This is a genomic window from Streptomyces ziwulingensis (assembly GCF_039542605.1).
Classification (GTDB): Bacteria; Actinomycetota; Actinomycetes; order Streptomycetales; family Streptomycetaceae; genus Streptomyces; species Streptomyces ziwulingensis.
In genome coordinates this window covers 1-15,164 of record NZ_BAABIG010000056.1, presented here as the reverse complement: position 1 = coordinate 15,164, position 15,164 = coordinate 1, and the positions used below count along the sequence as shown (strand labels likewise).

The following is a 15,164-nucleotide window of genomic DNA, read 5'->3' as shown; positions in this document are numbered from 1 at the left end:
CGCACGCTGGAACCCGGCACTCCCCGAAGCCGAGACGCTACGGCGAGTCCCTTCGTGCGAGGTCCTGATACGCCCGTCCGCCCCCTCAAGGAGTGACGGCTAGGTGACACGGGTGACACCCGGTCCCGGACCTCCGCCCGCACCACGACCGACAGACCGGCATTGGCAGAGAAAGAGGCAGACATGCCCCCCACCGCACCGGAGTTCGGGCCCGGCATCGACCCGTATGCCGCCTACGAGCCGCAGCGCATCTGCGATCCCGCCGCCAAGCCCGGCGTACTCGGCTTCCGGGACCTGCTGCTCGCGGCCTACCCGGGCACGACCAGCCTCGGCATCAGCCGCGCCTGCACGGCGCCGGGGGTCAGCGAGCACAAGGAGGGCCGTGCCCTGGACTGGGGCGTCAACGTCAACGGGCAGGGCCACCTCGCCGCGGACCTCCTGGACTGGCTCCTGGCGACGGACCGCCACGGCAACCCGCATGCGCTGGCCCGCCGCTTCGGCATCATGTACATGATTTGGAACCGGCGTATCTGGGAGGCCTACCGGGCGGATCGCGGCTGGACCCCCTACACCGGCAGTTCACCCCATACCGACCACGTCCACTTCAGCTTCAGTTGGGCCGGAGCCCGCAAGGAAACCACATGGTGGACCGGGTCGACGGTCAGCGGACCCCGGGTGAGTGTGGGGGTGCCGTCGGTGGTGGACACCGGCGGGGGAATGGTGATCTTCGGTGTCGAGCCCGGTGGTGGGGTGACACACCGGTGGCAGAACACACCGGGCGGCGCCTGGTCGGGCTGGACACCGCTGGGCCGGCCCGCACCAGGGGCGGTGGGACGCCCCTTCGCCCTGGTCGGCCGGTACGGCAAACTCGCCGTCTTCGTCCGGGGCACGGACCGCACCCTGTGGCACACCTGGCAGTCGGAAACCGGAGCATGGGCTCCGGACTGGGTCTCCCTGGGCGGCCACCTCACCTCCGACCCCTCCATCGTCCTCAGCCCCAACGGCTCCCTGTCCGTCTTCGCCCGCGACCCCCACGGCCGCCTCACCCACACCTGGCAGCGCGGACCCGAACACGGACACCGCTGGAACGACACCTGGGTCGACATGGAAGGCACCATCGAAGGCCGGCCCACCACACTCGTCGGAAGAAACGGCGGCATGGTCGTCTTCACCCGAGGCCACGACAACGCACTGCACCACCGCTGGCAGACCGGCACCGGCGGCCCCTGGTCCGCCTGGACACCCCTGGGCGGCACCCTCGCCTCCGACCCGTCCGTGGTCCTCAGCCCGAACAACGCGTTGTCCGTCTTCGCCCGCGACCCCCACGGCCGCCTCACCCACACCTGGCAGCACGGACCCGAACACGGACACGGGTGGCACGGCAGTTGGGTCGACATGGAGGGCGGCGTGGAGGGCCGGCCGACCGTACTCGTCGGGCGCGACGGCGGGATGGTCGTCTTCGCCCGGAGCGGCGACGGCGGCCTGCACCACCGCTGGCAGACCGGCACCGGCGGCCCCTGGTCCGCCTGGGCACCCCTGGGCGGCCGCATCTCCGATGACCCCTCCGTCGTCCTCAACCCCAACGGCTCCCTGTCCGTCTTCGGCCGCGGCCCCGACCACCGAGTGACCCACACCTGGCAACACGGACCCGAACACGGGCACCGCTGGAACACCAACTGGGTCGACATGGAAGGCGACCTCGCCGACCGCACCCAGGAGGCCGCCGTGCGTTGACCCCGGCCTGCGACGACGGGGGAGGCCGGACCGGACGCCCTGTCTCTGAGCCAGGCTCAGGGGCAGGGCGTTCCGCAGGGAAGCGCACCGGGTCCCACGTCGGGGATGAGTGGGAAACCGTCCATGGTCTTTCCGTCCGTGACCATCGCGACGTCGCGGGTGAGGGGGAGATCTCCACTTCTCGCTTGCTGGGGTTCGTCGGCTGCAGCTGTCCTTCAGCCAGGTGACCGGTGGCGTCCTCGGGCTCAGCCGGGCACACATTCGGACGCCTCCACGGCGAACTCGCACCACACGATCTTTCCGGGGTTCCGCTCCCCCACCCCCCACTTGTCCGCCAACTCCGACACCAGCAGCAGGCCCCGGCCGCCCTCGTCCGGTTCCCTCAGCGCCGGCACACCGCCCCCGCTGTCGTGCACCTCCACCCGTACCGTCCGTACGCCGTCCCCGTCGCCGTACGGCAGCAGGCGGAGCAGGAAGCCGCGGCCGGGCGGTACGCCGTGCAGCAAGGCGTTGGTCGTCAACTCGCTGACACACAGCAGTACATCGTCCTCGCGGTGGCGCACGCCCCAGTCGGCGAGCGTCTCCCGCGCGAACGCGCGCGCGGCCGGCACGGAGCCGCGTTCACGGCGGTGGAACCGCTCGCGCGGGGACGGGGGTGGAGTTTCGTTGTTCACGTGACGAGGGTCACTCTCCGTGCCCATGATGAGACAGTACGCGCACGCGTACATCCTGTTCGTACGGCTGGGGAGTTCGACCGCATGGCCACCAGGAATCGGAAAAACGCCTCGGCGATGAAGATGGTGGGCGCGTTGCTCGCCCTCTACCGCGAGGCCGCCGGATACACGCAGAGGTCGTTGGGCGAGGTCTTCAGCATCAGCGAGCAGCAGATCGCCTCGATCGAGCAGGGCAGACGCCCACTCAAGTCCGACCTCGCCGAAAAGCTCGACGACCTCCTGAAGACCAAGGGCGCGCTGTCCCTCGCGGTGAGCAAGATGCCGGAGGTGGATCTCATCCCGCTGTGGGCGGAGGAGTACTTGGATCGGGAGCGGGAGGCCATCGCCATCTCCGTGTACGACAGTCTCGCGGTACCGGGTCAGCTCCAGACAGAGGCGTACGCGCGGGCGGTCTTCCGCAGCAGGGTGCCGGTTTACGACGATGATGAGATCGAGCAACTCGTCGCCACCCGTATGGAACGCCAGAAGATTCTGCATCGCAAGATGCCCCCGACCACGAGCTTCGTCATCTGGGAAGCAGTCCTGCGGGACCGCCTCGGTGGGAAAGCCGTGTACGTCGAACAAGTGCGGAAGCTGCGCGACTATGCAGACGTGCCAGGTGTCACCCTCCAGGTCCTCCCTCTCGGCCGTGCCTCGCACGCGGGACTCGATGGCCCCTTCGTGCTGCTGGAAACACCGGAACACCAACGCCTGGCATACATGGAAACCCAGCGCGGCAGCCACCTCATCGCTGATCCCGACGGGGTGGGGATCCTGACCCAGAAATATGCGATGCTGCGGACGCAGGCTCTCAACACCGAAGACACGAGGGACCTGTTGGACCGTCTGCTAGGAGAGCGATGAGCGGCACCGCACTTGAGTGGTTCAAGTCGAGTTACAGCGGCAGCGAGGGCGGCCAGTGCCTTGAAGTCGCCCGCACCCCCGCCGCCCTGCACATCCGCGACTCCAAGACACCCACCACCCCCCACCTCACCGTCACCCCGCCCGCCTGGACCGCGTTCTTGACGGTCACCCGGCCGGGAGCCTGACCGTAGGCGGGTCCTCCGCTCGTACGAAGCTGTGGCTCCGTTCCACCTTCGCCACGTGCAACGTGTAGCTCTGGTACCACTCGGCCCGGCCGCGCTGCTGCGCCGCGCGGTGCTCGGCGTCGGTCCGCCACCGGGTGAGGGCGTCGGCGTCGCGGAAGTACCCGACGGTGATGCCCAGGCCGCCGGGAGTCTGCGCGTGGTCCATCCCCAGGAACCCGGGGACGTCCTTCACCAGATCTTCCATACGTGCGCTGGTCTCGCTGTAGCCGCTCTGGTGCTCGGATCGCACCGTTGTGAAGACAGCGACGTAGTAGGGGGGTTCGAAGGCCGCGACGGGCGCGACGGGAACTTCCGAGTGGTCACTCATGGCGCCACCGTAGACTCCGCGCGGACGAACGGGCCCTAGTCCAGCTACTTGCCGGTGCCGACCGGGTCGACGCGGACGGTGCCGGCCGACGAGTCGGAGGCGGCGAGGTTGATGCTGACGGGCAGGGTCTTGGCGTGCGTCTCGTTGGGCGGGGTGACGACGAGGCTGGTGAAGGTCACGCCGCTGCCGCCGGAGGTGTTCGGCGTGTAGTGCAGGGTGAACCGGGTCTCCTCGCCGGGCGCGACGGTGACCAGCGGCGCGGCGAGGTCGGTGCGGTCGGCGCTCAGGGAGCCGTCCTTGCTCTTGAGGTCGACGCCGGGGAAACCCTTGAGGTCGCACGCGGCGGAGCCGGTGTTCTCAAGGTGGACCAGGATGTCGCCCTCGCCCATGCCGTGGGCGCTGCGCATGGCGAGCTGGGAGGTCGTGCAGGCGTCGGACCCGGCGGCCTCGGCGTCGTCGGTGTCGTCGGCTCCGGTGGTCGTCGCGTTCGCGCCTGAGCCTGAGCCCGTACCGGTGGCCTCCGTGCCCGTGCCGCCGGTCGCGCTGTCGCCGTCGGCGGAGTTCCCACCCTGCGCGGCCGGGCCGGTTTGCTGGGACGGCGCCGCAGAAGCGCTCGCCGCCGTGTCGTCGCTCTGGCAGGCGGTGAGCGAGAGGCCGGCGGCGACGGCGACCGCGATCAGGGAAAGGTTCTTGACGCGCATGTGCTGCTCCTCGGCTCGGTGCCGGCTCACGCGTGGTTCGGTGCGAGCCTTGCGATCACCAGGACTGCTGCCCGCGTTCCGGGCGTTGCAACGCTCCCGGCACTCTTACATGCCTGTTACATGAAAATGTTGTCCGTCCGTTTTCTTCAAGACCCGCCGGGCGGGCGCTGCCTACGGTTGCCCCATGACCGCACGCTTCGACGCCATCGGCCTGGTCGTCTCCGACATGGCCGCCTCCGTGACCTTCTACCGCCGCCTCGGTTTTCCCTTCCCGGAGGGCTCCGAGGAGGCTCCGCACGCCGAGGCCGGGCTGCCCGGCGGCATCCGGCTGCTGCTCGACACCGAGGAGACCGTCCGCTCCTTCCTCCCCGGGTGGCGCCCGCCGTCCGGGGCCGGCCGGGCCTCCCTCGCCCTGTGCTGCGACACCCCCGAGGAGGTGGACGCGCTCTACGGGGAGCTGACCGGCGCCGGGTGCCACGGCGAGCTGAAGCCGTGGGACGCCTTCTGGGGCCAGCGGTACGCCATCGTGCACGACCCGGACGGCAACGGGGTGGACCTGTTCGCCGCGCTACCGGGTGCCGCCGCCCAGTAGCAGCGTCGGCGGCACCCCCGTCAGCTCGCGCACGTCCCGGCTCAGGTGCGCCTGGTCGGCGAACCCGGCCCGGACGGCCGTCTCCGCGAGGGGCACGCCGCCCCGGGCCAGCGTGAGGGCGCGCTGCAGCCGCAGTACCCGGGCCAGGGTCTTCGGACCGTAGCCGAAAGCCGCGAGCGAACGGCGGTGCAGGAGGCGGGCGCCGACGCCGAGGGTGTCGGCGGTGTGCGCGACGGGACGGCCCGCCGCCAGGGCGGCGACGATCCGGCCCGGCAGCGGGTCGGGCGGGCCCGCGTCCGCCGCGCGGGAGAGCGCCGCCTCCTCCAGTGCGCGCGCCGGGTCGGCCGCCGCCGCCACCCGGGCGGTGAGCCGCCGTGCCTCGGAGGCCGGCCAGAGGTCGCTGAGGCCGACCCGCCGGTCGCGCAGTTCGTGCGCGGGGACGCCCAGGAGGGCGGGGGCGGTGCCGGGGAAGAAGCGGATGCCCGCCCACGGGCCGGGGCCGCCCCCGGCCTGGGCCCGGGTGTCGGGTCCCGCGACCAGCAGCCGCCCCTCGTGCCAGAGCAGGTCCATGCAGCCGTCCGGCAGGACCCGCCCCGCGCCGGACGGTCCGGGGGTGTGGGTCCACACCACCGCGCCGGTCAGCCGGGAGGCCCGTTCCGCGTACACGGGGGCGAGGGTACGCCGTCGGGGCTTCGCCGACCGCGGACCCTCACCTGGACCCTCACCTGCCCTCACCGGCGCCGTTGTCGTGGTGGCCGTGGCGCGGCGGGGTCTTGGCGGGGGTGCGGAGCCGGGAGCCGACGTCCTCCGGGGGCAGGAAGCGGGACCAGCGTTCGGGGAACTCGGAGGGCATGTCGGGGTCGGTGTCGCCGATCCCGGCGGCGGTGCGGGCGACGTACTCGGCGACCTGGGCCTGGCGGATGCGCTCGTTGGCCTCGCGGGCCGCGGCGGTCGCGGCGGCCGGCCAGACCCGGTCGATGGCCGCGTTGACCGCGGCCCCGACCAGCACCGCGAACGCGGACACCCCGATCCACAGCAGCACCGCGACGGGCGCGGCCAGCGAACCGTAGATGGTGGGGCCCTCGACCGTGCTGGTGAGGTAGATGCGGAGCAGGAAGCTGCCGAGGACCCACATGGCGAGGGCGACCAGCGCGCCCGGCACGTCCTCGATCCACGGGGAGCGCACCGGCACCGACACGTGGTAGAGCGTGGTCAGGAACGCGATGGACAGGACGATGACGACCGGCCAGTACAGCACCTGGACGACCGTCGTCGACCAGGGCACGATCCGCACCACCGCGTCCGGTCCCGCCACCATCAGCGGCAGCGCGACCGAGCCGATCAGCAGGGCCACCAGGAACAGGCCGAAGGAGAGCAGCCGGGTCTTGACGATGCCCCGGGCGCCGTCGAGGCCGTACATCACGGTGATGGTGTCGATGAAGACGTTCACCGCGCGTGAGCCCGACCAGAGGGCGAACAGGAAGCCGATCGAGATGACGTCGGGCCGGCCGCCCTTCATCACGTCGTCGAGGATCGGCTCGGTGATCTCCTTGACGCCCCGCTCGGAGAGCACCGCGCGGGAGGCGTCCAGGAGATTGACGCGCAGGCTGTCGGTGGTGTCGGCGCCGATCCACAGGTCGACGTAGCCGATCAGTCCGAGGACGCTCAGCAGCAGCGGCGGCACCGACAGCAGCGTGAAGAACGCGGCCTCGGCCGCCAGGCCCAGGATGCGGTACTCCATGCAGGAGTTGACGGTGTCCTTGAGCAGCAGCCAGGCCGTCCTGCGCTTGGAGACGTTCCGGTAGAGGGCACGGGCCCGGTGGAGCCGGCCGGCGGGCCGCTCGACGGGTTCACTTGCTGGCTGCACGACCTAAAGGTATCCGGCGTGACGGGTCCCACTCACCCGCGGACGGCACCTCGTGCGACACCGGTGCCCCGGCGGCGCCCCGCCCGGTGCCCCGGTGGCGCCCCGCCCGGCGCTCCGGCGGCGCCCCGGCGCGGTAGGTTCACGTCATGGCAGGCAGCACCCACACCGTGACGAACCAGGCGCCTCCGCTCGTCGGGTACGACGTCTTCACCGCCGACCGGGCCCTGACCGAGGCGGTCGCCCGGCATCTGCCGCCGGAGCCGGCCGGGGAGGCGCGGGCGGAACTGTCGGGGCTCGGCCTCAGTTGCGGATCGGCGCAGGTGCTGGAGTGGGGCGCGCGGGCGAACGCCGCCCCGCCGGTGCTGCACACCCACGACCGCTACGGTCACCGCCTCGACGAGGTCCGCTTCGACCCGGCCTGGCACCGGCTGCTCGGCAAGGGCGTCGCGGCCGGGCTGACCGCCGCCTGGAACCGGCCCGGCGGGCATGTGCGGCGGGCCGCCGCCTTCCTGATGTGGACGCAGGTCGACGCGGGGAACACCTGCCCGCTGTCGATGACCCACGCGGCGGTACCCGCCCTGCGGACCGACCCGGCGCTCGCCGCCGAATGGGAGCCCCGGCTGACCTCGCTGAGCTACGACCGCGAACTGCGGCCCGCGCACCTGAAGGCCGGCGTCCTGTTCGGGATGGGCATGACGGAGAAGCAGGGCGGCAGCGACGTACGGGCCAACACCACCGAGGCCCGGCCGCTGGCCGAGGCCGGCACCTTTGAGCTGACCGGGCACAAGTGGTTCTGCTCGGCGCCGATGTCCGACGGCTTCCTGGTCCTCGCCCAGGCGCCGGGCGGGCTGACCTGCTTCCTCGTGCCGAGGGTGCTGGCGGACGGCACCCGCAACGTGTTCCTGATCCAGCGGCTGAAGGACAAACTGGGCAACCGGTCCAACGCCTCCGCCGAGGTCGAGTTCGCCGGGACCTGGGCACGCCGGGTGGGCGAGGAGGGCCACGGGGTGCGCACGATCATCGGCATGGTCGCGGCGACCCGGCTGGACTGCGTGCTGGGCTCGGCGGGGCTGATGCGCCAGGCTGTCGCGCAGGCCGTGCACCACTGCTCCCACCGGGAGGCGTTCGGCGGGAAACTCGTCGACAAGCCGTTGATGCGCAACGTCCTGGCCGACCTCGCGATCGAGTCGGAGGCGGCGACCACCCTCGCGCTGCGGCTCGCGGCGGCGTACGACGACGGCGGCGAGCGGGACCGCGCGCTGCTGCGGCTCGCGGTGCCGGCGGCCAAGTACTGGGTGACCAAGCGCTGCGCCCCGCTGGCGGTGGAGGCGGCCGAGTGCCTGGGCGGCAACGGGTACGTCGAGGAGTCCGGGCTGCCCAGGCTGGTGCGCGAGTCGCCGCTGAACTCGGTCTGGGAGGGCGCCGGCAACGTACAGGCGCTGGACGTGCTGCGGGCGCTCCGGCGGGAGCCGGCCGCGCTGGACGCGTATCTGACCGAGGTGGGCGCGGCGCGCGGCGCCGATCACCGGCTGGACCGGGCGATCAGGGGCCTGCTGACCGAACTGGCCGACCTGGCGGACGCGGAGGGACGGGCGCGCAGACTGGTGGAGCGGCTGGCGCTGGTGCTCCAGGGTGCGCTGCTGGTCCGGTTCGCGCCGCCGGAGGTCGCCGACGCGTTCTGCGCCTCGCGGCTGGGCGGGGACGGTGGCGCGGCCTTCGGCACGCTGCCGCCCACGCTGGACCTGGCGTCGGTGGTGGAGCGGGCCCGGCCGGTTTCCTGAACGGCGGGTACGGCGGGTACGCGGGTACGACGGTTCCCGAACGGCGGGTACGGCGGGTACGGCGGGTACGGCGGTTCCCCGACTGCGGTCGTCCGGATGCCGAGTCGTGGTGGCGGCGGTGGCGGGTGAGGAGGGGGCGGGTGAGGATAGCGGGTGGCGGCCGGGTGAAGACGGTTTCTTCCGCTTCTTTGCGAGACCTACGTCCATGACCCCCTCCCCCTGCCGTAGAGTCCCTCTTCAGCCCGCTTCACCTGTCTGTCGGTCAACGTACGGACCACCCGACACAGTTGACCCGGCGCCTGTGGAGGTTCTATGAAGCATCGCGGCAGACACCGCCGACGCGGACGGGGCAGGGCGCTGCGCGCCACTCTGACCGGGGCGGCCCTGGCCCTGACGGCCGCGGCCACGATGATCAGCGTCTCCCAGGCGGAGGTCGGTGACGATCACGGCGGCCTGAAGCCGCTCACCGCGTCCGCCGAGACCGAGCGGCTGCGGCTGACCGAACACCGGGTCCCCGGCCGCTGGCTGCGCCGGCTCGCCGCCTCGATGGGCGACCCGGTGGACGTGGGCGCGGTCCTCGACTCCGCCGACCGCAGCCTGCGCACCTCGGCCGACTGCGCCGACGAGGAGCGGGAGGCGCTGCCGGTGGCCCCCGCAGCCACCCGCTCCTACTGCTGGAGCGAGTCCGACACCCGGGGCTGGTCCCCCGGCGCGGTCACCACCTCCGGCGACGCGGACGACGACGGCCACTGGGGCGCCGACCGCGTGATCCTCTCCGCCTGGTCGAGCGAGGACGAGGGCGCGGGGCGCGGCCTGGCCCGGATCTCTTTCGTGAACGCGGGCTCCGAGGCGGGCTCCGCCCAGCGCTCCGCCGCCGGTACGGGCCTCGGGTCCACCGCCACCTCCGCCTCCGCCTCCGCTCCGGACGACGGCCCCCTCCCCTACAGCTCCGCGCTGCTCGCCGTGCCGGTCGACGGCGGGCGCGACTACCGGGCGCTGTCCTCCCCGGTCTCCGGCATGGTCTGGTACCAGGACAAGGTGCTGGTCACCACCGCCGCCGGGGACCGCAACGCGCTCTACGTCTACGATCTCGACCGCATCCAGCGCACCACCGACGACGGCGACGCCGTGGGCCGGGTGCCCGGCGGCTGGTCGGCCCACGGGCACCCGTTCGTGCTGCCCGCCGTCGCCACCTACGAGCTGCCCGACACGCCCGGCGCCGCCCGGCCCGAGGCGCTCTCCCTGGACCGGCAGACGGCACCGGACAGTCTGGTCGCGAGCGAGTCGGTGCCCGCCGACGAGGACCGGTCCACCCGGCTGTGGCGCTACGCGTTCAGCACCGACCCGGACCGCACCGGACTGGTCGCCACCGACGGCACGGGGCGGGTCGAGGCGCAGGAGGCGTACGAGACCCGCGCCAAGGGCGTGCGCGGCGTGCTGTCGTACCGCCCGGCGGGGGCGGTCCGGCCCGACTGGTACCTGAGCGGCACGGTCGCCGCCCCGGACGAACGCGGGACGCTGTGGCGGCAGGAGACGGACGGGGCCCGGGCCACCGAGTGCGGCGCCGACCGTTCGCACCACTGCTGGAGCGGCCAGGCCGGTTCGCTGTCGTACTGGCCGGCGACCGGCGAGGTCTGGTCCCAGACCGGCCGCACCCTCTTCGCGACCCCGCTCACCTCGGTCGACGACAGTCTCGGCTGACCGCCGAGGACGACGAGCCGACCCGCCGCACACGGCCGACCGGCACCCCCCGCAGCCGACCGGCAGGCGCCCCCGGGGCCGACCGGCAGCCGTCCCCGCGGCCGGACGTCAGCCGTCCGGGGCCGATCGACAGGCTCCAGGGGCGGATGATTGGCTGTCCGCCATGACCACCATCCCCGTGACCACCTGGTCCCTGGAGCAGACGGCGCCGACCGACCTGCTGCCTGCCGAGGCCCCGGAGGGGGACGTCCGGATCGTCCGCTCCGAGGTGCCCTCCCCCGAGTTCAGCCGCTTCCTGTACGCCTCTGTCGGCGGCGACATCCGCTGGACCGACCGGCTCACCTGGCCGTACAGCCGCTGGCAGGAGTATCTGGCGCGGCCCGGGGTGGAGACGTGGGTCGCGTACGACAGCGGCACGCCCGCCGGGTACGTGGAGCTGGGCGCCGGGGACGACGGGGTGGTGGAGATCGAGTACTTCGGGCTGCTCCCGGCCTTCCGGGGCCGCCGCATCGGCGGGCACCTGCTGTCGTACGGCACCGCCCGCGCCTGGGACCTCGCCGAGCGGTGGCCGCACCTGCCCCCGACCAAGCGGGTGTGGCTGCACACCTGCAGCAAGGACGGGGAGCACGCGCGGGCCAACTACCAGCGCCGGGGCTTCCGGCTGTTCGACACCAAGGTCGCGGAGGAGGCGGAGGTGACGACGCCGGGGCCCTGGCCCGGCGCCTTCCCGGCCTGACCCGGTCCCGCCCGGCCCTCACCCGGTTCCGACCGGGTCCTGGCCCCTTCATGTGACCGCCGACACGCGTGTCTCGCTCTACGAGACACTAGTGTCCGCATGATGGAAGAAGCTGGACTGTGTCCAGATCTCCGTGCCAGGCTTCCGTCATGCCTGGAACTGGAATTGCCTTGGTGAGTCGGCGCCACGTCGACCTCGGCCGCATGTCCAGCGCCATCTGTCCGGTCCGCTGACGCGCCCGTCGACGGCCTCGCGGCCACGGGCCCGGCCCCACCGGAATCTCCCTTCACCCTCTCGCGTGCGCAACGGCGCGCACGTCTGCCCGTGCGCCCGCACGCGCAGGTCAGAGCCGCATTCCCGCCTGTCTTGAAGGACGTGTCAACCATGGCCGCCACCCCGCAGAACCCGTCTGCCGCGACTCCCCGCCGCAAGGTGAGCCGTCACCGCGGCGAGGGTCAGTGGGCCGCGGGTCACTTCACCCCGCTCAACGGCAACGAGCAGTTCAAGAAGGACGACGACGGTCTCAACGTACGGACACGCATTGAGACGATCTACTCCAAGCGGGGCTTCGACTCGATCGACCCCAACGACCTGCGCGGCCGGATGCGCTGGTGGGGGCTGTACACCCAGCGCAGGCCCGGCATCGACGGCGGCAAGACCGCGGTGCTGGAGCCGGAGGAGCTGGACGACGAGTACTTCATGCTCCGGGTCCGCGTCGACGGCGGCCAACTGACCACCGAGCAGCTCCGCGTCATCGGTGAGGTCTCCCAGGAGTTCGCGCGCGGCACCGCCGACATCACCGACCGGCAGAACGTCCAGTACCACTGGATCCGGATCGAGGACGTGCCGGCGATCTGGCAGCGGCTGGAGGCCGTCGGCCTCTCCACGGTCACCGCCTGCGGTGACACGCCCCGCGTGATGATCGGCTCCCCGGTCGCGGGCATCGCCGAGGACGAGATCATCGACGCCACGCCGGCCCTGGAGGAGATGAAGCGCCGCGTCCTGAACAACCCGGCGTACTCGAACCTGCCGCGCAAGTTCAAGACCGCGATCTCGGGTTCTCCGGTGCTGGACGTGGTCCACGAGATCAACGACGTGGCGTTCGTCGGCGTCCGCCACCCCGAGCACGGGCCGGGTTTCGACGTCTGGGTCGGCGGCGGCCTGTCCACCAACCCCAAGCTGGGTGTGCGGCTGGGCGCCTGGGTCTCGATGGACGAGGTGCCGGACGTCTACGAGGGCGTCATCTCGATCTTCCGGGACCACGGCTACCGGCGGCTGCGCACCCGTGCGCGCCTGAAGTTCCTGGTCGCCGACTGGGGGCCGGAGAAGTTCCGCCAGATCCTGGAGGACGACTACCTCGGGCGGAAGCTGACCGACGGCCCCGCGCCGGACGAGCCGGTGTCCCGCTGGCGCGACCACGTCGGCGTGCACCGGCAGAAGGACGGCCGCTTCTACGTCGGTTTCGCCCCCCGGGTCGGCCGGGTCGACGGCACCGTGCTGACGAAGATCGCGGACCTGGCCCAGGAGCACGGTTCGAGCCGGGTCCGTACCACCGTCGAGCAGAAGATGATCATTCTCGACGTCGAGGAGGGCCGGGTCGACTCGCTGGTCGAGTCGCTGGCGGCGCTGGACCTCACCGCCACGCCGTCCACCTTCCGGCGCGGCACCATGGCCTGCACCGGCATCGAGTTCTGCAAGCTGGCCATCGTCGAGACCAAGGCGCGCGGTTCCGCGCTCATCGACGAGCTGGAGCGGCGGCTGCCGGACTTCGACGAACCGCTCACCATCAACCTCAACGGCTGCCCGAACGCCTGCGCCCGCATCCAGGTCGCGGACTTCGGCCTCAAGGGCCAGTTGATGACGGACGACCGGGGCGAGCAGGTCGAGGGCTACCAGGTGCACCTGGGCGGCGCGCTGGGCCTGGAGGCCGGCTTCGGCCGCAAGGTGCGCGGCCTGAAGGTGACCTCCGACGCGCTCCCCGACTACATCGAGCGCGTCCTCAGGCGCTACCAGGCCGAACGCGAGGAGGGCGAGCGCTTCGCGACCTGGGCGTCCCGCGCTTCCGAGGAGGCACTGTCGTGAGTGAGCGTGCCGCACCCTTCTACTGCCCCTACTGCGGTGACGAGGACCTGCGTCCGCACGAGCAGGGCCACGGCGCCTGGGAGTGCGCGGCGTGCAATCGCGCATTCCAGTTGAAGTTCCTCGGGCTGCTCGCCCGGGGCCTTCGGCCCGACCCCACGGGAGGGGACGCGATATGACGGCGATCCAGGAAGAGCGCACGACCGAGGATCTCAAGGCGCTCGCCGAGCGGGCGGGCCGCGAGCTGGAGGACGCCACCGCGGCGGAGATCCTGAAGTGGGCCACCGAGACGTTCGGCGAGCGCTTCTGCGTGACCTCCTCGATGGAGGACGCGGTCGTCGCCCATCTCGCCTCGCGGGCGATGCCCGGCGTCGACGTGGTGTTCCTCGACACCGGCTACCACTTCGAGGAGACCATCGGCACCCGGGACGCCGTCGAGGCCGTGATGGACGTCAATGTCCTCACCCTGACGCCCCGCCAGACGGTCGCCGAGCAGGACGCCGAGTACGGCCCGAAGCTCTACGCGCGCGACCCCGACCTGTGCTGCGCGCTGCGCAAGGTCAAGCCGCTGGAGGACGGGCTGGCCTCGTACACGGCCTGGGCGACCGGGCTGCGCCGCGACGAGTCCCCGACCCGGGCCCATACCCCGGTGGTCGGCTGGGACGAGAAGCGGCAAAAGGTCAAGGTCTCCCCGATAGCCCGCTGGACCCAGGACGACGTGGAGCGCTACGTCGCCGAGCACGGCGTACTCACCAACCCGCTGCTGATGGACGGCTACCCGTCGGTCGGCTGCGCCCCCTGCACCCGTCGGGTGCTGGAGGGTGAGGACGCCCGCGCCGGCCGCTGGGCGGGCCGGAACAAGACCGAGTGCGGGCTGCACGGATGACCGGCCCCACCCGTACCCCGCGGGCGGAGCCGCGTCTCCACGCGCGGAACCGCCCGCGTACCCACCCGCAGATCCACCCGCGGATTCAGGAGAACGACGTGACGAGCGGAGCCACCGTCTGGCTCACCGGACTGCCGAGCGCCGGCAAGACCACCATCGCCCATGAGCTGGCCGGCGGGCTGCGCGCGGCGGGCCACCGCGTCGAGGTGCTCGACGGCGACGAGATCCGCGAGTTCCTCTCGGCGGGCCTCGGCTTCAGCCGCGAGGACCGGCACACCAATGTGCGGCGCATCGGCTTCGTCGCCGAACTGCTCGCCCGTAACGGCGTCCTCGCGCTGGTCCCGGTGATCGCCCCCTACGCGGACAGCCGGGACGCGGTGCGCGAGCACCACCAGAAGAGCGGCACGGCCTACCTGGAGGTGCATGTGGCGACCCCGGTGGAGGTGTGCGGCGAGCGGGACGTGAAGGGGCTCTACGCCAAGCAGGCCGCGGGTGAGCTGACCGGGCTCACCGGGGTCGACGATCCGTACGAGGCGCCCGAGGCGCCCGATCTGCGGATCGAGTCGCAGCACCAGACCGTCCAGGAGTCCGCCGCCGCGGTCTTCGCCCTGCTCAGCGAAAGGGGACTGGCATGAAGACGACCGTCGCCGCGGCGCGGGAGGGTACGGCCGGCCCGTACGCCCTCTCTCATCTGGACGCCCTGGAGTCGGAGGCGGTGCACATCTTCCGCGAGGTGGCGGGCGAGTTCGAACGACCGGTGATCCTCTTCTCCGGCGGCAAGGACTCCATCGTCATGCTTCACCTGGCGCTGAAGGCGTTCACCCCCGCACCCGTCCCCTTCTCCCTCCTGCACGTCGACACCGGACACAACTTCCCCGAGGTACTGGAGTACCGCGACCGCACCGTCGCCCGACACGGGCTGCGCCTGCACATCGCCTCCGTCCAGGACTACATCGAC

General features: G+C 72.0%; 18 protein-coding genes. 13 read left to right on the top strand and 5 right to left on the bottom strand.

Going from position 1 to position 15,164, the window contains the following annotated elements; translation table 11 throughout:
- Positions 1–183 precede the first annotated feature (183 nt).
- Positions 184–1,734, top strand: coding sequence for a PLL family lectin (locus ABEB00_RS25435; RefSeq protein WP_345622529.1), 1,551 nt, complete (start codon positions 184–186; stop codon positions 1,732–1,734).
- A 245-nt stretch (positions 1,735–1,979) separates the two neighbouring features.
- Here the strand turns inward: ABEB00_RS25435 and ABEB00_RS25430 are convergent, their stop codons facing one another.
- Positions 1,980–2,408 (bottom strand): ATP-binding protein, encoded by a 429-nt coding sequence (locus ABEB00_RS25430; RefSeq protein WP_345622527.1) that lies wholly within the window; start codon positions 2,406–2,408, stop codon positions 1,980–1,982.
- 84 nt (positions 2,409–2,492) lie between these two features.
- Here ABEB00_RS25430 and ABEB00_RS25425 point away from each other — a divergent pair, with 84 nt between their 5' ends.
- Both ABEB00_RS25425 and ABEB00_RS25420 read left to right on the top strand, forming a co-directional pair.
- Positions 2,493–3,311 carry a helix-turn-helix domain-containing protein gene (locus ABEB00_RS25425; RefSeq protein ID WP_345622525.1) on the top strand — a complete coding sequence of 273 codons (819 nt, stop codon included), beginning with the start codon at positions 2,493–2,495 and terminating at the stop codon, positions 3,309–3,311.
- On the top strand, positions 3,308–3,496 hold the full coding sequence (locus tag ABEB00_RS25420) for a DUF397 domain-containing protein (RefSeq protein WP_345622523.1): 189 nt from the start codon (positions 3,308–3,310) through the stop codon (positions 3,494–3,496). Before ABEB00_RS25425 ends, ABEB00_RS25420 begins: the two co-directional genes overlap by 4 nt.
- Here ABEB00_RS25420 and ABEB00_RS25415 read toward each other — a convergent pair.
- Together ABEB00_RS25415 and ABEB00_RS25410 are read right to left on the bottom strand one after the other, a co-directional pair.
- On the bottom strand, positions 3,477–3,863 hold the full coding sequence (locus tag ABEB00_RS25415) for an antibiotic biosynthesis monooxygenase family protein (protein WP_345622522.1): 387 nt from the start codon (positions 3,861–3,863) through the stop codon (positions 3,477–3,479). The two genes, ABEB00_RS25420 and ABEB00_RS25415, sit on opposite strands and share 20 nt — an antisense overlap.
- Positions 3,864–3,907: 44 nt before the next feature.
- On the bottom strand, positions 3,908–4,564 hold the full coding sequence (locus ABEB00_RS25410) for a DUF4232 domain-containing protein (RefSeq protein ID WP_345622521.1): 657 nt from the start codon (positions 4,562–4,564) through the stop codon (positions 3,908–3,910).
- Positions 4,565–4,748: 184 nt separating this feature from the next.
- Between ABEB00_RS25410 and ABEB00_RS25405 the strand changes: the two genes are divergently transcribed.
- On the top strand, positions 4,749–5,156 hold the full coding sequence (locus ABEB00_RS25405; RefSeq protein WP_345622519.1) for a VOC family protein: 408 nt from the start codon (positions 4,749–4,751) through the stop codon (positions 5,154–5,156).
- On the opposite strand, the gene ABEB00_RS25400 is transcribed toward ABEB00_RS25405, so the two are convergent.
- Positions 5,133–5,822 (bottom strand): helix-turn-helix transcriptional regulator, encoded by a 690-nt coding sequence (locus ABEB00_RS25400; protein WP_345622518.1) that lies wholly within the window; start codon positions 5,820–5,822, stop codon positions 5,133–5,135. The two genes, ABEB00_RS25405 and ABEB00_RS25400, sit on opposite strands and share 24 nt — an antisense overlap.
- Positions 5,823–5,877: 55 nt before the next feature.
- On the bottom strand, positions 5,878–7,023 hold the full coding sequence (locus tag ABEB00_RS25395) for a YihY/virulence factor BrkB family protein (RefSeq protein ID WP_345622516.1): 1,146 nt from the start codon (positions 7,021–7,023) through the stop codon (positions 5,878–5,880).
- Between the two features lie 146 nt (positions 7,024–7,169).
- On the opposite strand from ABEB00_RS25395, the gene ABEB00_RS25390 reads away from it, so the two are divergent.
- The 9 genes from ABEB00_RS25390 to ABEB00_RS25355 form a co-directional block, all read left to right on the top strand.
- Positions 7,170–8,804 carry an acyl-CoA dehydrogenase family protein gene (locus ABEB00_RS25390; RefSeq protein ID WP_345622515.1) on the top strand — a complete coding sequence of 545 codons (1,635 nt, stop codon included), beginning with the start codon at positions 7,170–7,172 and terminating at the stop codon, positions 8,802–8,804.
- Positions 8,805–9,116: 312 nt separating this feature from the next.
- Positions 9,117–10,505: a hypothetical protein gene (locus ABEB00_RS25385; protein ID WP_345622514.1), complete on the top strand. Its 1,389-nt coding sequence runs from the start codon at positions 9,117–9,119 to the stop codon at positions 10,503–10,505.
- A 163-nt stretch (positions 10,506–10,668) separates the two neighbouring features.
- Entirely contained in the window at positions 10,669–11,241 is a 573-nt protein-coding gene (locus ABEB00_RS25380) for a GNAT family N-acetyltransferase (RefSeq protein WP_345622513.1), read from the top strand.
- A gap of 149 nt (positions 11,242–11,390) precedes the next feature.
- Positions 11,391–11,474: a putative leader peptide gene (locus ABEB00_RS36125; protein WP_351391960.1), complete on the top strand. Its 84-nt coding sequence runs from the start codon at positions 11,391–11,393 to the stop codon at positions 11,472–11,474.
- A gap of 151 nt (positions 11,475–11,625) precedes the next feature.
- Positions 11,626–13,323 (top strand): nitrite/sulfite reductase, encoded by a 1,698-nt coding sequence (locus tag ABEB00_RS25375; RefSeq protein WP_345622512.1) that lies wholly within the window; start codon positions 11,626–11,628, stop codon positions 13,321–13,323.
- Positions 13,320–13,499, top strand: coding sequence for a hypothetical protein (locus ABEB00_RS25370; RefSeq protein WP_345622511.1), 180 nt, complete (start codon positions 13,320–13,322; stop codon positions 13,497–13,499). Before ABEB00_RS25375 ends, ABEB00_RS25370 begins: the two co-directional genes overlap by 4 nt.
- Complete coding sequence (locus ABEB00_RS25365) at positions 13,496–14,206, top strand: phosphoadenylyl-sulfate reductase (RefSeq protein ID WP_345622510.1); 711 nt, start codon at positions 13,496–13,498, stop codon at positions 14,204–14,206. Before ABEB00_RS25370 ends, ABEB00_RS25365 begins: the two co-directional genes overlap by 4 nt.
- A gap of 98 nt (positions 14,207–14,304) precedes the next feature.
- Positions 14,305–14,841 carry an adenylyl-sulfate kinase gene (gene cysC, locus ABEB00_RS25360; RefSeq protein ID WP_345622509.1) on the top strand — a complete coding sequence of 179 codons (537 nt, stop codon included), beginning with the start codon at positions 14,305–14,307 and terminating at the stop codon, positions 14,839–14,841.
- Positions 14,838–15,164, top strand: a 327-nt coding sequence (locus ABEB00_RS25355) for a phosphoadenosine phosphosulfate reductase domain-containing protein (RefSeq protein WP_345622508.1), incomplete at its 3' end; no start/stop codon positions are given. The genes cysC and ABEB00_RS25355, both read left to right, overlap by 4 nt.

Coding starts and splice junctions, on each gene's coding strand:
- ABEB00_RS25435 (WP_345622529.1), top strand. CDS start 184: ATGCCCCCCACCGCACCGGAGTTCGGGCCCGGCATCGACCCGTATGCC.
- ABEB00_RS25425 (WP_345622525.1), top strand. CDS start 2,493: ATGGCCACCAGGAATCGGAAAAACGCCTCGGCGATGAAGATGGTGGGC.
- ABEB00_RS25420 (WP_345622523.1), top strand. CDS start 3,308: ATGAGCGGCACCGCACTTGAGTGGTTCAAGTCGAGTTACAGCGGCAGC.
- ABEB00_RS25415 (WP_345622522.1), bottom strand. CDS start 3,863: ATGAGTGACCACTCGGAAGTTCCCGTCGCGCCCGTCGCGGCCTTCGAA.
- ABEB00_RS25410 (WP_345622521.1), bottom strand. CDS start 4,564: ATGCGCGTCAAGAACCTTTCCCTGATCGCGGTCGCCGTCGCCGCCGGC.
- ABEB00_RS25405 (WP_345622519.1), top strand. CDS start 4,749: ATGACCGCACGCTTCGACGCCATCGGCCTGGTCGTCTCCGACATGGCC.
- ABEB00_RS25390 (WP_345622515.1), top strand. CDS start 7,170: ATGGCAGGCAGCACCCACACCGTGACGAACCAGGCGCCTCCGCTCGTC.
- ABEB00_RS25385 (WP_345622514.1), top strand. CDS start 9,117: ATGAAGCATCGCGGCAGACACCGCCGACGCGGACGGGGCAGGGCGCTG.
- ABEB00_RS25380 (WP_345622513.1), top strand. CDS start 10,669: ATGACCACCATCCCCGTGACCACCTGGTCCCTGGAGCAGACGGCGCCG.
- ABEB00_RS36125 (WP_351391960.1), top strand. CDS start 11,391: ATGCCTGGAACTGGAATTGCCTTGGTGAGTCGGCGCCACGTCGACCTC.
- ABEB00_RS25375 (WP_345622512.1), top strand. CDS start 11,626: ATGGCCGCCACCCCGCAGAACCCGTCTGCCGCGACTCCCCGCCGCAAG.
- ABEB00_RS25365 (WP_345622510.1), top strand. CDS start 13,496: ATGACGGCGATCCAGGAAGAGCGCACGACCGAGGATCTCAAGGCGCTC.